The sequence below is a fragment of the Prevotella melaninogenica genome, assembly GCF_018127925.1.
Lineage (GTDB): Bacteria > Bacteroidota > Bacteroidia > Bacteroidales > Bacteroidaceae > Prevotella > Prevotella melaninogenica_C.
In genome coordinates this window covers 236,594-255,871 of the sequence record NZ_CP072347.1, presented here as the reverse complement: position 1 = coordinate 255,871, position 19,278 = coordinate 236,594, and the positions used below count along the sequence as shown (strand labels likewise).

12 protein-coding genes and 2 tRNA genes are annotated in these 19,278 nt (G+C 43.0%); 3 read left to right on the top strand and 11 right to left on the bottom strand.

All coding sequences use genetic code 11. The features are described 5' to 3' along the window. Nucleotides 1–1,050 precede the first annotated feature (1,050 nt). On the top strand, nucleotides 1,051–1,701 hold the full coding sequence (locus tag J4861_RS01085; protein ID WP_211816363.1) for a WG repeat-containing protein: 651 nt from the start codon (nucleotides 1,051–1,053) through the stop codon (nucleotides 1,699–1,701). A 373-nt stretch (nucleotides 1,702–2,074) separates the two neighbouring features. Then, the gene (locus J4861_RS01080; RefSeq protein WP_211816362.1) at nucleotides 2,075–2,992 is read left to right on the top strand and encodes an IS982 family transposase; all 918 of its coding nucleotides are present in this window, start codon (nucleotides 2,075–2,077) and stop codon (nucleotides 2,990–2,992) included. 115 nt (nucleotides 2,993–3,107) lie between these two features. Here J4861_RS01080 and J4861_RS01075 read toward each other — a convergent pair whose 3' ends face one another. The 3 genes from J4861_RS01075 to J4861_RS01065 all read right to left on the bottom strand — a co-directional run bounded on the left by J4861_RS01075 (nucleotide 3,108) and on the right by J4861_RS01065 (nucleotide 7,131). Then, nucleotides 3,108–3,992, bottom strand: coding sequence for a hypothetical protein (locus J4861_RS01075; RefSeq protein ID WP_249110764.1), 885 nt, complete (start codon nucleotides 3,990–3,992; stop codon nucleotides 3,108–3,110). A gap of 353 nt (nucleotides 3,993–4,345) precedes the next feature. Beyond that, complete coding sequence (gene ettA, locus J4861_RS01070) at nucleotides 4,346–6,043, bottom strand: energy-dependent translational throttle protein EttA (RefSeq protein WP_211816361.1); 1,698 nt, start codon at nucleotides 6,041–6,043, stop codon at nucleotides 4,346–4,348. 269 nt (nucleotides 6,044–6,312) lie between these two features. Then, nucleotides 6,313–7,131 carry a KilA-N domain-containing protein gene (locus J4861_RS01065; protein ID WP_004359207.1) on the bottom strand — a complete coding sequence of 273 codons (819 nt, stop codon included), beginning with the start codon at nucleotides 7,129–7,131 and terminating at the stop codon, nucleotides 6,313–6,315. A gap of 269 nt (nucleotides 7,132–7,400) precedes the next feature. Between J4861_RS01065 and J4861_RS01060 the strand changes: the two genes are divergently transcribed. Continuing rightward, nucleotides 7,401–7,670: a hypothetical protein gene (locus tag J4861_RS01060; protein ID WP_211816360.1), complete on the top strand. Its 270-nt coding sequence runs from the start codon at nucleotides 7,401–7,403 to the stop codon at nucleotides 7,668–7,670. A gap of 407 nt (nucleotides 7,671–8,077) precedes the next feature. Here J4861_RS01060 and J4861_RS01055 read toward each other — a convergent pair whose 3' ends face one another. From J4861_RS01055 to J4861_RS01020, 8 genes are all read right to left on the bottom strand, one after another. Further along, nucleotides 8,078–9,856 carry a M6 family metalloprotease domain-containing protein gene (locus J4861_RS01055; protein WP_211816359.1) on the bottom strand — a complete coding sequence of 593 codons (1,779 nt, stop codon included), beginning with the start codon at nucleotides 9,854–9,856 and terminating at the stop codon, nucleotides 8,078–8,080. Nucleotides 9,857–10,768: 912 nt separating this feature from the next. Next, a complete protein-coding gene (locus tag J4861_RS01050; RefSeq protein WP_211816358.1) occupies nucleotides 10,769–12,382 on the bottom strand; it encodes a RagB/SusD family nutrient uptake outer membrane protein in 1,614 nt (537 codons plus the stop codon). 22 nt (nucleotides 12,383–12,404) lie between these two features. Beyond that, nucleotides 12,405–15,533 carry a SusC/RagA family TonB-linked outer membrane protein gene (locus tag J4861_RS01045; RefSeq protein WP_211816357.1) on the bottom strand — a complete coding sequence of 1,043 codons (3,129 nt, stop codon included), beginning with the start codon at nucleotides 15,531–15,533 and terminating at the stop codon, nucleotides 12,405–12,407. Nucleotides 15,534–16,836: 1,303 nt separating this feature from the next. Beyond that, a tRNA-Asp gene (locus J4861_RS01040) sits at nucleotides 16,837–16,910 on the bottom strand. Nucleotides 16,911–16,935: 25 nt separating this feature from the next. Continuing rightward, nucleotides 16,936–17,009 (bottom strand) — tRNA-Asp (locus J4861_RS01035). A gap of 87 nt (nucleotides 17,010–17,096) precedes the next feature. Beyond that, a complete protein-coding gene (locus J4861_RS01030; RefSeq protein WP_211816356.1) occupies nucleotides 17,097–17,615 on the bottom strand; it encodes a GNAT family N-acetyltransferase in 519 nt (172 codons plus the stop codon). Between the two features lie 3 nt (nucleotides 17,616–17,618). Then, a complete protein-coding gene (locus J4861_RS01025) occupies nucleotides 17,619–18,821 on the bottom strand; it encodes a glycosyltransferase family 2 protein (RefSeq protein ID WP_211816355.1) in 1,203 nt (400 codons plus the stop codon). Then, nucleotides 18,822–19,274, bottom strand: coding sequence for a hypothetical protein (locus tag J4861_RS01020; RefSeq protein ID WP_211816354.1), 453 nt, complete (start codon nucleotides 19,272–19,274; stop codon nucleotides 18,822–18,824). Between the last annotated feature and the right edge of the window lie 4 nt (nucleotides 19,275–19,278).

Sequence of the window (19,278 nt, the reverse complement as noted above, 5' to 3'; positions counted from 1 at the left end):
AAGCCTATTAGGCGTCTTTTCAAAGCCAAGAGAGCACGTATTGAAATTTAGTACACGGAAAAATGTTTACAAGTGGACAAGTGGACAAGTGAACGAGTAGACAAGTTTACAAGTAAACAAGTTGCTTGCGAAACATATAACTCGTTTACTCGTTCACTTGTAAACTTGTCTACTCGTTCACTTGTTCACTTCTCCACTCGTATATTTATTGCAGAATTTTCCAGAGTGGTTCATTCTTCCAATTAGTAGGGAATCCTATTGCAAGAATGTCCACATTAGGATAGTCTGTTAGTAATGATGAAAGGTGTTGCCATAGCTATAAAATAAAACGTCCCCCGATTTGAGCATTGTGAAGAGGCTTGGGGGAACTGATGCTACAAAGATAGATGTTTTTCTTTTTATCGCCAAGGATTTTTCGAAAAAAGTTTGTTGCAAGTTTACGGGTTTAGATGTTTACAAGTGGACGAGTTTACAAGTTTACAAGTTTACAAGTAGACAAGTTTACAAGTAAACAAGTTGCTTGCGAAACATATAACTCGTTTACTCGTTCACTTGTAAACTTGTCTACTCGTTCACTTGTTCACTTCTCCACTCGTATATTTATTGCAGAATTTTCCAGAGTGGTTCATTCTTCCAATTAGTAGGGAATCCTATTGCAAGAATGTCCACATTAGGATAGTCTGTTAGTAATGATGAAAGGTGTTGCCATAGCTATAAAATAAAACGTCCCCCGATTTGAGCATTGTGAAGAGGCTTGGGGGAACTGATGCTACAAAGATAGATGTTTTTCTTTTTATCGCCAAGGATTTTTCGAAAAAAGTTTGTTGCAAGTTTACGGGTTTAGATGTTTACAAGTGGACGAGTTTACAAGTTTACAAGTTTACAAGTAGACAAGTTTACAAGTAAACAAGTTGCGTGCGAAACATATAACTCGTTTACTCGTTTACTTGTCCACTCGTTCACTTTTTTACAAACACACTTGCTTTTGGTTTATTATTTTAGTATCTTTACAGCGGAAGATTATTAATACCTAAACAACGAAGAATCAAGATGAAGAGATTACAGCTTATCGTTCCAATGTTGGCTTGTTGCTTGGCACTGCCCTGTTTGTCATTTACAGATGTGAAGGACTCATATTTGGTTTTACAGGTTGATACGACACAGAAGTACGAACAATATTCTTATGTTAATGAGAAAGGAGAGACAGTTGTGCCATATAACCGCTATTTGCAGTGTTATACAGACACAATCCGTACTATTGGCTTTGTGTGGAAGTCGAATGTGGGTTGTATTGCTATCAATAATAAAGGTGAGGAGCTGTTTAGGGTCTACGCTGTGGATAATGGCAATGACTATCCCGTTGATGGACTCTTTAGAATCTTGGATGAGAGCGGACAGAAGATGGGCGTCGCGAATATGGAAGGCAAGGTTATTGTCAATCCGAAGTATGATGCTATCTTTCCATATCATGACGGTTTGGCAGCTGTGGCAGTAGGGAGTAAGACGGTGCGACCAGCCGATGATCCAGAACATGAATATACTGTAGGAGGCAAGTGGGGATTCATCGATAAGCAAGGCAACGAGGTTATTCCTTTGGAGTATGATAGTATCGCTAACTATCGCCGCTTTGTGAATGGTAAAGCCCTTGTCTTGAAGCATGGTAAGTGGATGAAACTCTCTATTCGTCAGAAGAAGAGATAGAGAGTGCTGGCAACAAATAGTTTGGGGAATTACGAAAGGACTTCCCCAACTCTCTCGTAGCCTTCAAAGTTCACAGGGGACTACGAATTATGCGAATTGCACTAATCACTTAGCAAAAGAATTCGTGCTATTCGTGTCATTCGTAGTCGTTCGTAGTTCTAATCATAAAGTTCAAAGTTCAAACCTCAAAGTTCAAAGTACAATAATGATTCGTGTCATTCGTAGTTCTGATCATAAAGTTCAAAGTTCAAAGTTAACAGTTCAAAGGTAATAACCTGAACTCGGGATAAGAAAAGTCTGCAAAAAGTTGGTAATCTCATTATATTTTTGTAACTTTACAGTTGAAAATCAATCAATTACAATAAATATAACGATGATTACCAAGGACAAAATTACTGAAATTTTCTGTATTGCAGATGACTTTTGCAAAGAATTTGAGTTAGAAACTGATAAAATAGGTCTCTCAGAAAAGAATAAAGGATGTCATCGCCATCGCAGGTGGCGTATGAGTAAGTCTGAAATCATAACGATTTTAATTTGCTTTCACTTTAATTCCTATCGTAATTTTCGTCACTATTATACCTTTTTCGTAAAAGAGCATTTAGCAGATTTATTTCCAAATCAATTGTCTTATAATCGTTTTCTTGAATTAGAGGCAAGAGTCTCTGTAGAGATGATGATGTTCCTGCAGATATGTTGTTTTGGGAGGTGTACTGGTATTAGTTTTATTGACTCAACTTGTATTCCAGTTTGCCATAATAAACGTATTTGTCGCAATAAGGTTTTTAGAAATTATGCAACAAGGGGTAAGAGTACAATGGGATGGTATTTTGGATTCAAACTACATCTTATCTGTAATGAAAGAGGTGAGATTCTAAACTTTATGCTCACTAAAGCAAATGTTGATGACCGAGACGAAAATGTATTTAACAGGTTGACAGACAATGTGTTTGGTAAATTGTTTGCAGACAAAGGGTACATTTCTCAAGGATTATTTGAGCGATTGTTCAATGATGGAATAAATTTAGTTACTGGCATTAGGAGTAACATGAAAGATAAACTGATGCCACTTTATGATAGACTTCTTTTAAGGAAAAGATCTGTAATAGAGACTATCAATGATGAGCTAAAGAATGTAGCTCAATTAGTGCATTCAAGGCATAGAAGCATATTTAATTTCGCAATGAATGTTCTCTCTGCTATTGCAGCCTACTGCTTCTTTGAGAAAAAGCCAGCAGTGAACATAGACTTTGCTATAGAGCAACATTCGGGACAGCTTACATTATTCTAAAGTAATCTGTTTTATTATTATCTTTAGACCCAATCAAAACATTGAGTCTAAAGAGCCGTTGTACTAAACCAAACAGAAGAGTGGGATGATACTTATCCCGAGTTCAGGTTAATAGTTATTTTACCGTATAAACAGTCGAGGTCAGTTTCATCTTTTCGACATCAAACGTAGTGAGGTAAGAAGTATCTGCGAAGGCTGTTGAGAGAACGGAGAACCTCTTTATCCCATACAGGTCGCAACCATAAAGCATATAGTTAGCGATATCTGTCGTTGTGAAATAAGGTGTCATTGGAGTATGTGAGTGTATTACCTCTGTTATCTCTTCACCATTCATTGTTATTGGCTGCTCAAGAAAACTACGATGAAACCTGCGCCAACTGAGTATGTTCATATCCTTATCAAAGTCGAAAGCGTAGTCATCACCAATAGGAATCACCCCATGCTTTGTTGTTCCATGCAGGAGATAGAGTCTATAACCACCTTTCTCCAAAGGGAGCAAGTCCCAGTTCAAGCCAGAAGTGTTAGCCAAGAAAATACTATCTCCCTTCTCCTTTATAACCTTACGAGGCGCAAGCTGCTTTGCTTTGAGCAGTTCAATCTCATTTGGTTTGAGTTTACGTGGGGTGACAGAACTGACATAGAAACTCGTGTCGTTACTTAGGTGGAGCGTCAGTTCAAAGACGGTCTGTTCCTTATCAAGGTTAGCAAAGATATAACGCCAAGTTAGGTTTCCGTCTTCAATAGCGGTAGCGGAATTAATCTCCGCTCTATTGACATTATACTTCATAAGAGAATCAGAAGCTTGCCACGCCAGTTTCTCAAAAGTATATAACAACATTCCTTCTGCAAGGATAGAGTCGTTGATAGCTTGGAAACGCTCTGGAGAAGGTGCAATCAACTTCTTTGGTGCGGTCTGTGCCTTACTATGAAGGGAAAAACATAAGAAGAAAAGTACGAACAAAATAGGTTTTGTCTTGGATTTGCAAAGTAATGTTTTCATAATAATATTTGTTTAGGAGGCCTCACCCCCCCAACCCCCTCTCCGAAAGGAGAGGGGGAGTGCTGGAAACAATTCGCTTGAGGATGAAAGCCTTGTTTGGTTTAACTTGTTTGAGGACGAATCCTTATTCGGTTTAATTTGTTTGAGGTTAAAAACCTTATTCAATCTATTTTACTTGAGATAAAAAGCTTTAACCGAACTAATTTACCTGAGCTAATCCGCTTGGAAGGCATTTCCGTCATTCCTCAATCTCATAGGGATATCTCGCATTTCACGCCCCCTCTCCTTTTGGAGAGGGGTCGGGGGTGAGGCTTTTTCCCCCTCCCCCTTCGGGGAGGGAAGGGGTGGGGCTTTTACTCCTCCATCAACTTTCTATACCTACCCTTCTTAATCTCCTCATTGCCGAGTCGGCGTGCCTTATTGATTTCGTAATCAGAGAAGCCACCTTCGAAGTAGACAACTTCACCATTACCCTCAAAGGCAAGGATGTGGGTACAGATGCGGTCGAGGACCCAACGGTCGTGGCTGATGACAACAGCACAACCGGCAAATGCCTCAAGACCTTCCTCCAATGCACGGAGTGTGTTCACGTCGATATCGTTGGTAGGCTCATCGAGAAGAAGGACATTACCTTCCTGCTTCAATGCCATAGCCAACTGAAGACGGTTGCGCTCACCACCTGAGAGTACTGAACAAAGCTTGCTCTGGTCGGTTCCTGAGAAGTTGAAACGTGAGAGATAAGCACGTGAATTGATGTCACGTCCACCCATACGAATCGTCTCGTTGCCTTGTGAAACTACGTCATATACCGTCTTGTTAGGGTCGATATCCTTGTGCTGCTGGTCAACATAAGCAAGTTTAACGGTCTCACCTACCTCGAACGTACCGCCATCAGCCTGCTCCAAGCCCATGATAAGGCGGAAGAGCGTAGTCTTACCCGCACCGTTAGGACCGATAACACCTACGATGCCGTTAGGAGGCAACATGAAGTTGAGGTCGTTGAAGAGTACCTTCTCACCGAAAGCCTTCTTTACGTGCTGTGCTTCGATAACCTTATTACCCAAGCGTGGACCGTTAGGAATAAAGATTTCGAGCTTCTCCTCACGCTGTTTCTGCTCCTCGTTGAGCATCTGCTCGTAAGAATTCAGACGCGCCTTACCCTTTGCCTGACGAGCCTTTGGTGCCATGCGCACCCACTCCAACTCACGCTCCAAGGTCTTGCGACGCTTAGAAGCCGACTTCTCTTCCTGCTCCATGCGCTTTGTCTTCTGATCGAGCCATGAAGAGTAGTTGCCCTTCCATGGAATACCCTCACCACGGTCGAGCTCAAGAATCCACTCACTCACATCGTCCAAGAAGTAACGGTCGTGGGTAACAGCGATAACAGTACCCTCATACTGCTGCAAATGCTGCTCCAACCAGTCGATACTCTCAGCATCAAGGTGGTTGGTAGGCTCATCGAGCAACAACACGTCTGGCTTCTGAAGGAGCAGACGGCAGAGTGCAACACGACGACGCTCACCTCCAGAGAGGTTGGTCACAGGCAAATCACCCTTTGGACAACGCAACGCATCCATCGCACGCTCCAAGCGTGAATCAATGTTCCAAGCATCTGTTGCATCAATAATATCCTGCAACTCTGCTTGACGCTGCATCAGTTTGTCCATCTTGTCAGCATCAGAGTAATACTCCTCCAAGCCGAACTTTACGTTGATATCGTCGTATTCCTTCAGTGCATCATAGATATGTTGCACACCCTCCATAACATTCTCCTTCACGGTCTTCGCCTCATCGAGTGGTGGATCCTGTGGCAGATAACCCACTGAATAGCCCGGACTCCATACCACTTCGCCCTCTGTTGGTTCCACAAGACCAGCGATAATCTTCATCAGCGTAGACTTACCTGCGCCGTTCAGACCAATAATACCTATCTTTGCACCATAGAAGAACGAGAGGTAAATGTTCTTCAGAATCTGTTTCTGGTTCTGTGGGATAATCTTCGATACACCCACCATTGAGAAGATAATCTTCTTGTCGTCTACTGTTGCCATTTATTCTTTCGTTTGTTTTGTAGGCAAAGATAACGAAAATAATTCATATTGGCAAGTTAAGAAGTTGACAAGTAATCAAGGTGCTTGCGGAAAGAAGACAGAGAATATAAAAGACAGGGTAACAGAAGAACGCTTAGGATTCAGCCTTTTATTGTCTCAACATATAGCGACTTTCTAATAATTACCACGCCCCAGAGACTATTATATCTATCTTCTTTGTGAACGAGAGAATATGTATTGTTTTCAATTGTTTTATTGACGAAAAGAAATCACCGTAAAAGATTTCTATTACTATTCCTCTCAAGGATTTGCATTTGATGAATAGCTATCTGATTAAGTCTGACAAGTCTTTCCCCTTGAGGTATATCGTCATTGATAAGTACTGCATTGATATTCTCCATGTTCGACAAACAAATCAATTCATTTACAGAAGCATAGTCACGAATATTACCTTTCAAATCTGGATTAGACTCTCGCCATTGTCTGGCAGTCATTCCAAACATGGCAACATTCAGCACGTCTGCCTCCTCTGCATAAATGATGTTTGCCTGCGTAGGGGTAACTTTCTCTGGGATGAGATGACTCTTTATAGCATCCGTATGTATGCGATAGTTTATCTTAGATAATTCTCTTTTTGCAGTCCATCCTATCAACTCTTGTTCTTTAGCTTTCAGACGTTGGAACTCCATGACAAGATAAAGTTCAAACTCAACAGAAACCCAATTGGCAAACTTGAAAGCTATATCACGCTGAGCAAAAGTACCACCACCAGCTCCATTCTTAGTGAAGACACCTATTGCTGCAGTCAACTCCACCCATCTGGTTGGGCTCATAGTAAAAGAGTTACTACCTGCTTCTGCCAAAAGGGGGTCGAATTCGACCCCTTTGAAGTTAGGATTGTTTAGTTTCTCCCATAAACCCAAATACTCCAGCGTATTCTTTTGGCGCATCCAATTCTTAACAACGTCTTTAGGCTCAGCAGCATTCTTCTGTCGAGCAATGTCTGTTATACAGATGTAATCAATACCATCTTTTGTCATAGTCTTAATTGCTACATCTTTAACGAAGATTTCTCCCTTCTTTGTCATAGTATTATTATTTTATAAATATATGTGCAAAGATAATATAAAATTCACTTCCTGCTCACTCCTATCAACAAAATACTAATAAAATCGTTGATAAATAAGAATAATGTTTACCTTTGCAGGGGTAATCATTAACAGAATACTAACGTAACGTGTTGGCAGCCAAACATAAATATACGAAGTTTTCTTATCTTTACCTACTTACAAACACCCACTGACAGGGAAACTTATCCCTCAAATTAGGAAAGTATTATCTTATAAAACAAGCGATTATGGAAGAAACTCCTTCACCCTACAGATGGTTCGGCTATATGTTTGTTTGGATGCTGGCGTGTCTACTTCTTCTTCAAGAAGGAAAAGTATCCGAGCTGTTTATCTTTATCCTTTTATTAGTAGCAATAGTGCTCAATGGTTATTGCGCATATAGGTTTGCTTTGGAGAAATGGACATTCTTAGCCATACTGGCATTCGTCGTGGCTATGGTACTTGACTTCCTCCCAATTGTTGCCTATTTCGTAATAATAGAAATATTCATGGCGTAACTAACACTTCAGAGTCGTTTCCTACTTTTTTATCACACTTACGCTTTGAATTTTCCTTACATAACAGCGACGAAAATGTCCTTAAAAACAGCCAAAAATAGCTTTTTTGAACGTCTTTGTAACTAACAGCGTATCAGTCTATTGTAAACTCACATAGCAAGAGGTGCTTAATTGGACTCCAAAAGGGCGTTAGTAAGACTCTAAAAGGGCACCTTTTGCAAGCCGAAAGGGCGTCTTTTAGAAGCCAAAAGAGCATGTTTTGATTTCGTGATACATGAAAAAAGTTGACAAGTGAACAAGTGCACAAGTTGACAGGTTCACAAGTGAACAAGGTATATGCGTACACCCAACAACGCATACAACTTGTTCACTCGTCTACTCGTAAGCTCGTTCACTTTTTATCTCTCCTACTTCCTCACCTTCTTGCCCTTAACAATCACAATCTGATTGTGGAGATTCTGATTGTCCGCAACCTTTACACCAGAGATTGTATAGGTCTCGGCTGGCTGTTCGTGGTCGGCAGAGAGGTTGTTGATGCCTGTTGCAGCCTTTAGCGGAGTAAAGTGGAAAGAGATTGTGTTGTCATTGTTGCGAACTATCTGCTTGACTCCAGCCTGACTGCTGACGTTATAGTTCGTATAAAAACTTAGACGAGGGTCGGTAGAGTTCGTTAAGCTATTGTTCAAATCCGTTGGGAATGGGTCGCTATTCTGCGTGTCATGATCGAGTCGACCATCGGCAGACACTATCGTGAAGCGTGGATGACGCTGTGCAGAAGCAGCATTGAGGTTGTTCATTCGCCATGAATAAGCATCGAAATCAACGTGGAAGACCATCAGTCCGTGCCCCGGCAATTCAGCATCCCAGCGGTGAGGCGTACGATTTTCAAAGATATAATATTCATTTTTCGTGTCTGGATTATAGAGGAAATAGGCATCGCCACCCTCAGCAAGTCCCTTCATATTCTTCACCTCAACAGCCTCATCGCCAAGTGTGATAGGCTTTAGCCAACCCATATATGCCTTCTCATAAGCATCGTAACCAGCAGGCACAGTACCGATTCCAGTACCACCATAGACGTTAATCAGACTCTCTGGTCCACCGTTATAACTACCACCACACATCAAATCGTATCGTCCAGAACCAATGTTACTGCCGCCACGTGTATCATAAAAGTCGGGCAATCCGAGACAATGCGAGAACTCATGACAGATAGTACCGATACCAGAATAGTAGATACGCGACTTCTCATTCACCTTCGCACGAATGATTTCATTGCTACAAGCATAGGTATTTATCGTTTGTCCATTGAAGATCAGTGCGTCAAGTCCTGCATCGGTAAGGGAATACTTGTGTGGCCAGATGGTACTTGACTCACCACCAGTAGCCTCACCCTCACCGGCATAGATGACATAAACTTGCTCTACTTCGCCATCATCATCCCAGTCGTACTTACTGAAGTCTACCTGCCCTTGAATAGCATTGCAGGCATCAATAATCATCTGTGGTGCATTCGCATCATTCATATTAGCTGTTCGCTCACCATAAAACTGATGAGGATGCTTGAGCTTTACGGGTCCTACGACATCAAAAGTGAGGTCGAACTTACCATTACTTTGGTCGAGGAAATAGTCGTGAACACTACCGATAGCACCGTTATCATTGGTATATCCCACCTTATTGAGCATGTTCTCATAGAGTGTCTTGACATCTTTCTCACGTGGTCTGAGCGTCTTCACATCATTTGGAATTCTGAAAGCCACATCTTCGAACTCAACCAAGATGACGAGTCCTTTCTTTTTACCCTCCCATGTCATTCCCAATCCTTCTCCGAAAGGCTTAGAATTGACATGCATCTCATGTTGTTTTTGCAGTTGTCTTACTTGCTGAATGGCTGCCGCAACGAGTTCTTCCTTTCCCTTTCGCAATGCCTTGTCATGGGCTAACACCGATGAAGGCACCAACTGATTATCCTCGATACGCGCGTAATAATAGCTGCCATTATGGGGCAACACAGGGATGTTGTCCTCTGTCAGCGCATAATTGAAATGCTCATCGCCTACGGTCATCACCTTTAGGATTGTTCCGTCAGCCTGCTTAAAGCTTCGCCACATCCTCATGGCAGGAATAGCAAATGATGATGTTGCCAACAATACGCTGACTAAGAGAGTTATAATTTTCTTCATAAGACTGCTTTTAAATATGATTCTCTGGTTTTTAATTAGTAAGATGTTATTTTTCAAAAGACAGTGCAAAGATAAATAAAAAATTAAAAGGTAAGAAAATAAAATGGCAAAAAAGTGAGAAAGTGGACAAGTGAACGGGTAGACGAGTGAACAAGTTGCTTGTAGACAGGGTAAATAAAAGACAAAGTAACATAGGAACAAGATTTTTAAAGTTGACGAGTAAACAAGTAAACCTGCAAACGAGGTATTTGTTACAAAGTGGCTTATCAACTAAACACCTGTTCACCTGTTACCTTGTCTTCTCTTGCAAGTAACTTGTTCACTTGTCCACTCGTTCACTCATCCACTAAACACCTGTTAATCTGTTACTTTGTCTTCTCTCACAAGCAACTGGTTAACTTGTCTACTTGTTCACTCGTCAACTTGCTCATCTTGTCAATTTTTTTCAAGAACTTAGAGAGTGAGAGGTGCTCTTTTGGCTTCTTAAAGACGCCTAATTGGCTTGCAAAAGGTGCCCTTTAAGACCCTTACTAACACCCTTTTGGAACCTTAATAAGTACCTTTTACTATCGTGTTTTATAATCAATTGATTTCCTGTGAGTTGCAAGTCTGCTCACAATACGTGTTTTTCACCTTTGTTTCATGGATTTTATTGGAGGGAATGTCAAGGTTTTTGACACGGATAAAGAAAAAACAAAAAAGCCTCACCCCCCAACCCCCTCTCCGAAAGGAGAGGGGGAGTGCTGGGAACAATTCGCTTAGGAATGACTAAAAGATTTCCCCAAACAATAGGGGTATCTCGCATTTCACTCCCCTCTCCTTTCGGAGAGGGGGTTGGGGGGTGAGGCTGGAGAGGGGTTGGGGGTGAGGCTTTTTCCCCCTCCCCCTTCGGGGAGGGAAGGGGTGGGGCTTTTACTTCGCATACCCTGGATTCTGCTCCAACTTAGGATTATCAGAGATATTCCACTGTGGGATAGGCAGGTATCTGTTGAAGGTTTGGAACGTACGATCCTCAACCTTACTGCTACCACTGACTACGGCACGCATGGTTGGGTCGGTAGCAGATGTGTTAATAGTACCTGTGATACGGTTCAATGGACCATTCAATACTGTCTCTGCGACCATCTTACCATTGCTTGTCCAACGTAAGATATCAGCACGACGGAGACCTTCACCAGCGAACTCTGAGCCACGCTCACGACGAATCAACTCACGGAGTTTGTCCTTAGTGTTATACTTTGACTGGTCAACAGCAGGCATACCTACGCGTGTACGCACCTTGTCAATTATTGCATAGACATTTGCTGAAGGACCGTTCAACTCGTTCTCAGCCTCTGCCCATGTCAAGAGTACCTCTGCGTAGCGGAAGACAATAGGGCAAGCCTCTGTGTCCCATACGTCAGAATACTGGCTCATTGGGTCTAAGTACTTACGCCATGTGAGCGCAGTCTTAGAAGAGTTGGCAGCATTGGTTGGATAGTTAGGGTTCTTCTTACCATTGACATTCTCGTCGAGGGTATTGAAGATAGTACCTTCCCAATCGCAACCGGGATAGAGAATCGTCATTGCCATACGTGGGTCACGACCATGGAAAGGATGCGTTGCATCGTATCCAGAACCCGCCTCATCGATAGTCATACCATTGCTCATCTCATAGTTATCAACACACTTCTGTGTTGGAACCACTGATGACCAGCCACCATCGGCATTGTTATAGAGCTGTCCGATAGTGCTTAATGGGCGAGTACCGCTCTTATACTGTACGGCAAGGATGATTTCTTTTGAGTCAACACCAGCCAACTTAAAGAGGTTGGTATAGTCAGGATCAAGTTCATACTTACCCAAGTCGATAATAGCCTGAGCAGCATCCTTCGCCTTCTGATAGTCGCCCCAGTAGAGGGCAGCACGCATCTTCATAGCTAAGGCAGCACCCTTTGCGATACGTCCACGTGCAGCAGGAGACGTATTGATATCAGCAATCGCCTCATCAAGGTCTTTGAATACCAAATCCTTCACTTCTTGCTCCGTATTACGTGGCACGCGTGCCTCCTGAGCACTGGTGAAAGGCTTAACGATTGGCACACCACCATAGAGGAAGCCCATGCGGAAATAGTTATAAGCGCGGATAGCCTTCACCTGTGCGACGAGGTCTTTCTTTACTGCATCGCTGCTGAAGACACACTTATCAACATTCTCAAGGAAGGTGTTACATCTACCAATGATAGTATAATCGTAGAACGACCAACCCGGAGACGATGGTGAGAGCGAACCATTACCGATATTGGTAAAGCCTTCCCAAGGGAAGTTGTTGTACGCAAAGTCAGAGCCAGCGTCCCAATAGAGCAGGGCTGCACCACTTTCCCAACCATCATAACAGCCCACAAGGAACTTCTCTGCATCGTCGCCCGTCTTCCATGTTGTAGCTGGCGACATTGCATCCTTCGGCACAGTGGTAAGGTAGTCATTACAAGATGTGAGCACAAGAGCAGCCACACCTGCTAATATATATGTTCTTACTGTTTTCATAATGTATATCGGGTATTTACGGTTAGAATGTGATATTGATACCGATAGAATGTGAACGTAGCAATGGATAAGATGATCCACGCTCGCTGGTCACTTCTGGGTCAATATTGAATGGCAATGCATCGAAGGTAAGGAGGTTTTCACCTGCATAGTAGATACGTACCTTCTCAAGACCAACAGCTTTGAGTGCACTCTTTGGAAGGGTGTAACCCAACTGCAAGGTCTTCAAACGCAAGTAAGCTGTGTTCCACAACCAGAAGGTTGACATAGCACGAGTCATGTCGCTTGGGCTGTTTCCTGTCTCGAATACACGTGGCAACTTAGCATTGTGGTTGTCGTCTGTCCATGAGTCTTTCCACAGTGTTGAAGGGTGGCTGGCATCACCAGAGAACTCACCAAGCACCTCACGGTTGTAGATATGAGATACAGCACCAACACCCTGCCAAATCATAGAGAAGTCAATGTTCTTCCATGTTGCACCAAGGTTGAAGCCGTAAGTAATTGCTGGGATATCCGTGTGGTCGGTGTAGATGCGGTCGTTTGAATCGAGCTTACCATCACCGTTTGTGTCCTCATAGATAAGGTCACCCGCCATGAACTTACGTCCGAATGGGTTGCCATACTTCGCTGTGTAGTCGTCAGCCTCCTGCTGTGAGTTGAAGAACTTACCCGTAGCCTTGTACATATAATAGCTCTTGTACTGCTGACCAATAGCTGTACGGCGGTTGCGGTCATTCTTATCTACAATATATTCGGTTCCCTCACCCAAGTAGAGAATCTTATTCTTGTTGTAAGAGAAGTTCGCACCAACATTGATGGTCCAATCCTTGTTCAACTGCTTTGCGTAAGCCAATGAGAGCTCAACACCCTGATTGCGCAATGCACCGATATTATCCTTGTAAGCACCAAGTGCAAACTCTGCAGGAGCAGACACGTCCATGATGATACCAGTCGTCTTGCGGTTGTAGTAATCCAACGAACCAGTCAAACCACCGAAGAGGGTAAAGTCAAGACCAACGCCCCATGTAGTTGAACGCTCCCAAGAGATTGTCTCAAGGTGATAGCTACCTTGATAGTAACCCGGAGTGAGCTGACCACCAAATGGATACTTCGCATTGAGGTTGTAAGTGTTCATCCAAGGATAGTAATCGTTCAACGCGTCCTGATTACCAAGCTGACCCCATGATGCACGCAACTTCAAGTTGTTCAACCATGACTTTGAACTCTCCATGAATGGTTCCTCAGAGATACGCCATGCAGCTGAGAATGATGGGAAGAAGCCCCAGCGATGACCCTCAGCAAAGCGTGAAGAAGCATCTGAACGGAAGTTTGCCTCAAAGAGGTAACGACCAGCATAGTCGTAATTCAGACGACCGAAGTAAGACACCATTGACAGCTCGCGAGTGTTACCTGCGTTCTGTTGTGTCGAAGCATCACCAGCGTTCATATCAGTAAGTTCGTTGTTAGGGAAGTTCTTACGATACATCCAGTCAGGCAGATACTTATAGCGTTCAGTATGCCAACCGAGCATAGCCTTGAAGTTGTGCTGCGCAAATGACTTATCATAGTTTAGGAACGCATCGAAGGTAGTACGATGCCAGTCATAGTGAGCAATCTCTAACTTGTTAGGGTCAGAGGCTTTATTAGGGTTATACTGAATGAACTTCTGGAAGTAAGAGTAACGCTGTGAGTTATCAACGTAAGCCCCTTGGAGTGTCAGTTTCAAATCCTTGATAATCTGATAGTCAATACCAATCATACCCGTAAAGTTACGGTTGTTGCGGTTTACGGTCATACCCGACTCCAACCAAGCCATTGGGTTACCATCAGAAACGGTTCCATAAGTACCATCTTCATACTTATAAACAATCCAAGGCGCGATGATATTCAGCTGACGAATAATCTGATCGCTACTGCCACCAGCGTATGCACTGCTTGCATCGCGGTAGTTGTTTTGAATATAAGCAAGGTTAAGATGGGCAGTGATGCGCTTTGACAACACCATGTCGAGATTTGCACGACCATTAAACTGCTCACGACCTGCATTAGGAAGAATACTGCTTTGCTTGAGATAACCTGCAGAAGCAAGATACTTCACATACTCATTACCACCTGTAATGTTCACGTTATGGCGGTTTTGCCAAGCTGTCTTGAATGCAAGATCGTACCAGTCGGTATTAGGATAGTTGTAAGGGTCAGAGCCGTCACGGAACTTCTTAATAGCTTCATCAGAGAAACGTGGAGCCTTACCACTACGCTCCAATGCCTTATTATAGTAGTAAGCGGCATCGGCAGAATTCATCCTTTCCATCAAGGCTGTTGCATTCTGAATACCAAAATAACCTGAATAGCTAACCTTTGGCGCACCGTTCTGCCCTCGTTTTGTAGTTACCAGAATCACACCATTAGATGCTTTTGAACCATAGATGGCTGCTGAAGAAGCATCCTTTAGGACAGAGATACTCGCAATATCCTCTGGGTCGAGCGAGTTCAGTGTTCCTGCTTCAACACCATCAATCAAAATGTATGGCGTAGCTGAGTTCAATGTTCCCACACCACGCACAAGAATCGTACCATTATCAAGACCCGGCGCACCGTCAGCTCCTGTCACCGTGATACCCGGAAGCAAGCCCTGCAAGCCTGAAGACACGTTAGAGATAGGACGGTTTTCAAGTGCCTTACTATCAAGTTGTGCAACAGAACCAGAGAGGTTTGCCTTCTTCTGCGTACCATAACCGACAACAACAACCTCGCTGAGAGCGCTGTTCTCATCTTTCAGAGTAATGTTATAGTTCGTCACACCACTTCTCACCATGACGCTCTGAGTGGCAAAACCAACATAACTAATCTTCAACTCCGTACCCGGAGCAACAGAGACTGAGAAGCGACCGTCCATGTCGGTCACCCCTACAGGAGTACCATTTGCCAGTATAGAAGCACCAATGACTGGGTCGCCATTAGCATCCTTCACTACACCATTGATACTCTGCTTTTGCTGCTGAACACTCATACTCGTGTTCGCATCTACATTGGCTAATACTGGGGACGGCGCAAATGCCATCAACCCAAGTGCAAAGGAGAAAGCTAAACGACCACTAACAAATGGTGGGTGCTTTCTGCGGTTCTGACTTACTTTCATAAAATTAGACATATATTCTATTGATTTAGGTTTTGTGCTACAAATATAGTCGTTTATACAATAAATACCAAAAGAAAAGTTCTTTTTTTTCAATTAGAAATATTGTTCACGCACACAAACAATTATGGTAATTCATAATTCATAATTCAAAATTCATAATTATGATTACTACTATTCCACAATTCCAATTCATAATCCACAATTATTCGAATGAAGTTCTCATCAGTACGTCATAATTATGACAACACAGACACAAACAGCCCCTCCCCCAAGGGGAGTGCCAAACGGATAAAGATTTGCAGAGTAAACCAGATTGTCCCTTGGCTGATTTTGTATTTAAATCATTACCCCATTTGTTTCTCCCCTCCTTTGGAGGGGTTGGAGGAGGTTTTGGAGGAACTGGGGCGTTTATTTGTAAACAATTTTCCATACTCTGAAATTCAACACATGGTCTTTTGGCTTTGAAAAGACGCCCTTTAGGCTTGCAAAAGGTGCCCTTTTCTGGTCTTATTAACGCCCTTTTGGAGTCCAGTTAAGCACCTTTTGCAATGTGACTTTGTAAGTTGTTGACAACAAGATGATTGCAGTGGTGCTAAAAATACTCGCTTTTAGCCATTTTCTTTGCGATATTCTCTGATGACTTGTAATAACTTTTCATAGTTCTTGGGTAATAATATCCTCTTACAGAAGACGGATATATGCAAGAAAGCGCAGCTCTACAAACCCTTTTTAGATGGACGAGAATTCTCAGAAGGCTAAGGGCTATGGAACGCACAGAGCTATTTCTCAAATGTTTTAGTCAATGCTCACTGATGCAAAGGACGTAAAAGTGGGGGAGAGGCTAATGTTATTTTGAGTTGATAACAGAATAAGAAGCTATGCAGAAGATTTACTTGTTAACTTATCCACTCGTTAACTTGTACCCAAAAAGTTCCTATGTTACTTTGTCTTTCTTGCAAGTTGACGAGTTAGCAAGTCTACAAGTATACGAGTTGCTTGTTATTCTATACGCCAATCTTCGTTCTTTTACTTGGCTTTTCGGCAAGCAACTTGTTCACTTGTCTTCTTGTTCACTCGTCCACTTGTTATTCTTTAAATATATGTTTTCATGCTTACTTTGTCTCTTTCGTGTAAGTTGACAAGTTAACAAGTCTACAAGTATACGAGTTGCTTGTTATTCTATACGTAAATCCTCGTTCTTTTATTCTGGCTTTCTTACAAGCAACTTGTTGACTTGTCAACTCGTCGACTTGTTTACTCGTTACCTTTTACCTATCATAAACAAAAAAACCTTGGCGAGAAGCCAAGGTTTCAGCGGTGCGTACGAGACTCGAACTCGTGACCTCCTGCGTGACAGGCAGGCATTCTAACCAACTGAACTAACGCACCATGCATTACAGAATTGGGGCTTCAGCGGTGCGTACGAGACTCGAACTCGTGACCTCCTGCGTGACAGGCAGGCATTCTAACCAACTGAACTAACGCACCAAAAATGGATGTGTAAAACCCTTTTTCTGTTTTGCGTGTGCAAAGGTAATAATAAAAATCTATTCCACCAAAATTAATTTATGCTTTTTATATAAAAAGTTGCATTACCCTTGCATCCTTGTATTGTCCGTCACAATAAAGCCACTCTTTCAGTATGCTGCCATTTGTAAAACCAATGGACGAAAGACAGCGGAGTGACACCTCGTTGTCAACGTCTACCACAGCGTAGATTTGCTTTAGGTGTAGACCATCGCGGGTATAGTCGATAAGGGCTGAGATTGCAGCGTGAGCATAGCCTTGTTGGCGAAATGGTTTCATGATGATAATACCCATTTCCGCCCGCTGATGCTTTGGATCGAAGTTGACAAGGTCTATCACTCCGACAATCTCCTGCTCATGATTTTCAATCATTAAGCGCAGTTGTCCGTCAATATAGATATCGTTTTTCGCATCAGCAATGTAGTTATGCAGGGCATAACGGCTGTAGGGAACATTCGTTGCACTGATGTTCCATAGGCTACGATCGTTCTCAATGTGATAGAGCATATCGAGGTCTTCCGGCTCCATAGCTCTCAGTCTGACTTCCACGTGCTGTTTCTTTTCCATGCTTTAATCTCCTATAACTTCCATCATGGTGACGACTCTGTTCTCCTTTCTATGGTAGAAACCAATGTGAATATTCTGTTTTGGCTGTTCAGCAAAGACATTCAGGATGTCTTGATAGCTGAATAAGTCGGTGTCATAGACGATGCAAAAAGGTCTGTTCTTTCCTCCAAACTCCTTGAGTAGGTCGGAATGTGTGCGCTTTAAGTTATCTTTGTCTGCGACCCGATACTCTGCCACTAAGGCGTTATCCGTTGCTAAATGTTGACACTTTTCCATTACTTCTTCGCCTGTAACAAAGATATAATGTGGGAATGATTTAGCTTTCGAAGTGCGAAATCCGAGTTTCTTCTTCGTTGCGCGTATCGTTGTACCTATCAGTGAGCCAAAGGCTTTCACGTAGATAGCCGTCTTAATCGGTAGTCGCCACAATACGTTCATACCGCCATAATGCTTGCGGAAGAAGATAAGCATGGCATCATAGAAGACGTGAACATATCGGAAGCTCGACTTCTGCGTACTCTCGCCCTTGTAATGCAGGATGCGCACGGGGAGATACCAGTTCTCAAAGCCACCTTTCAGCAGTCGATAGCTGAGGTCGACATCTTCGCCATACATAAAGAAATCCTCGTCTAAGAGTCCTACCTTGTCTAAGGCAGCCCTGCGAAGGAAGCAGTAAGCACCGCTGATTACCTCAATCTTGCCCGGAACATCCCACGGCAGACTGCCCATATAATAATGTGCAAAGCGGTCGCTTTGTGGGAAATGCTTGCAAAGTCCTATCATCTTATAGAACGAAACCACGGGAGAGGGCAAGCCACGACGGCTTTCTAAGGCTCGTTCACCACAGTGAGTAAGCATCTGTACGCCATGTCCTCCAGCCGTTAGGTGGCTATCCATGAAGTCGATAGAAGCACGGATAACCTCCTCGCCCACAACCGTGTCGGGATTGAGTAGTAAGACATATTCGCCCTTACTCTGGCGAATTGCAATATTATTACCACAAGCAAAGCCTAAGTTATGCGCACTGGCAATGAAGTGAACATCAGGGAAACGGCTGCGGAGATAGGCTACGGAGCCGTCATGTGAATGGTTGTCAACCACAAATACCTCTGCTTCAACGCCTTTCAAAGCGCGCTGAAGACTCTCAAGACACTGTTGGAGATAGTATTTTACGTTATAATTAACGATGACAACGCTCAGCTTCATTTATGCTTGTTCTGAATTATCCATAGAACATTCATGCTCGCAACGCTTCTTGCTTGGGAATACGAAGAATAAGCTCAACGCTAAGATGACGGCAAGATAGAAGAAACTTACACTATCCCCGAAGGCATAGTAGAAGAAGGTGTTGAGTATCATCGGAACGCAAAGCATCATCATTCGCACGCTACCCCAGAAGAGTAGCTTACGACTGACGTGGCTCTCGTCGGTATGTAAGTCAGAGTGTACGTAGCCAATCTTGAAAAGGAAGAGTGCAAGTGGGATAGCAGCGAGGGTCAACAGTTGCATAAGAAACTGCACCGTAACCATATTGCTGCTTTCAACATCAGCCCACGCACCGGGCAAGATCAGTTCAAGTTCATACACCGCGATGATGAGCAGTGTGATAAGGCATGAGCCAAAGAACTCAGTAAGAAGTATTTTTCTCGTTTTATCCATGGTT

Coding starts and splice junctions, on each gene's coding strand:
- J4861_RS01085 (WP_211816363.1), top strand. CDS start 1,051: ATGAAGAGATTACAGCTTATCGTTCCAATGTTGGCTTGTTGCTTGGCA.
- J4861_RS01080 (WP_211816362.1), top strand. CDS start 2,075: ATGATTACCAAGGACAAAATTACTGAAATTTTCTGTATTGCAGATGAC.
- J4861_RS01075 (WP_249110764.1), bottom strand. CDS start 3,992: ATGAAAACATTACTTTGCAAATCCAAGACAAAACCTATTTTGTTCGTA.
- ettA (WP_211816361.1), bottom strand. CDS start 6,043: ATGGCAACAGTAGACGACAAGAAGATTATCTTCTCAATGGTGGGTGTA.
- J4861_RS01065 (WP_004359207.1), bottom strand. CDS start 7,131: ATGACAAAGAAGGGAGAAATCTTCGTTAAAGATGTAGCAATTAAGACT.
- J4861_RS01060 (WP_211816360.1), top strand. CDS start 7,401: ATGGAAGAAACTCCTTCACCCTACAGATGGTTCGGCTATATGTTTGTT.
- J4861_RS01055 (WP_211816359.1), bottom strand. CDS start 9,856: ATGAAGAAAATTATAACTCTCTTAGTCAGCGTATTGTTGGCAACATCA.
- J4861_RS01050 (WP_211816358.1), bottom strand. CDS start 12,382: ATGAAAACAGTAAGAACATATATATTAGCAGGTGTGGCTGCTCTTGTG.
- J4861_RS01045 (WP_211816357.1), bottom strand. CDS start 15,533: ATGTCTAATTTTATGAAAGTAAGTCAGAACCGCAGAAAGCACCCACCA.
- J4861_RS01030 (WP_211816356.1), bottom strand. CDS start 17,615: ATGGAAAAGAAACAGCACGTGGAAGTCAGACTGAGAGCTATGGAGCCG.
- J4861_RS01025 (WP_211816355.1), bottom strand. CDS start 18,821: ATGAAGCTGAGCGTTGTCATCGTTAATTATAACGTAAAATACTATCTC.
- J4861_RS01020 (WP_211816354.1), bottom strand. CDS start 19,274: ATGGATAAAACGAGAAAAATACTTCTTACTGAGTTCTTTGGCTCATGC.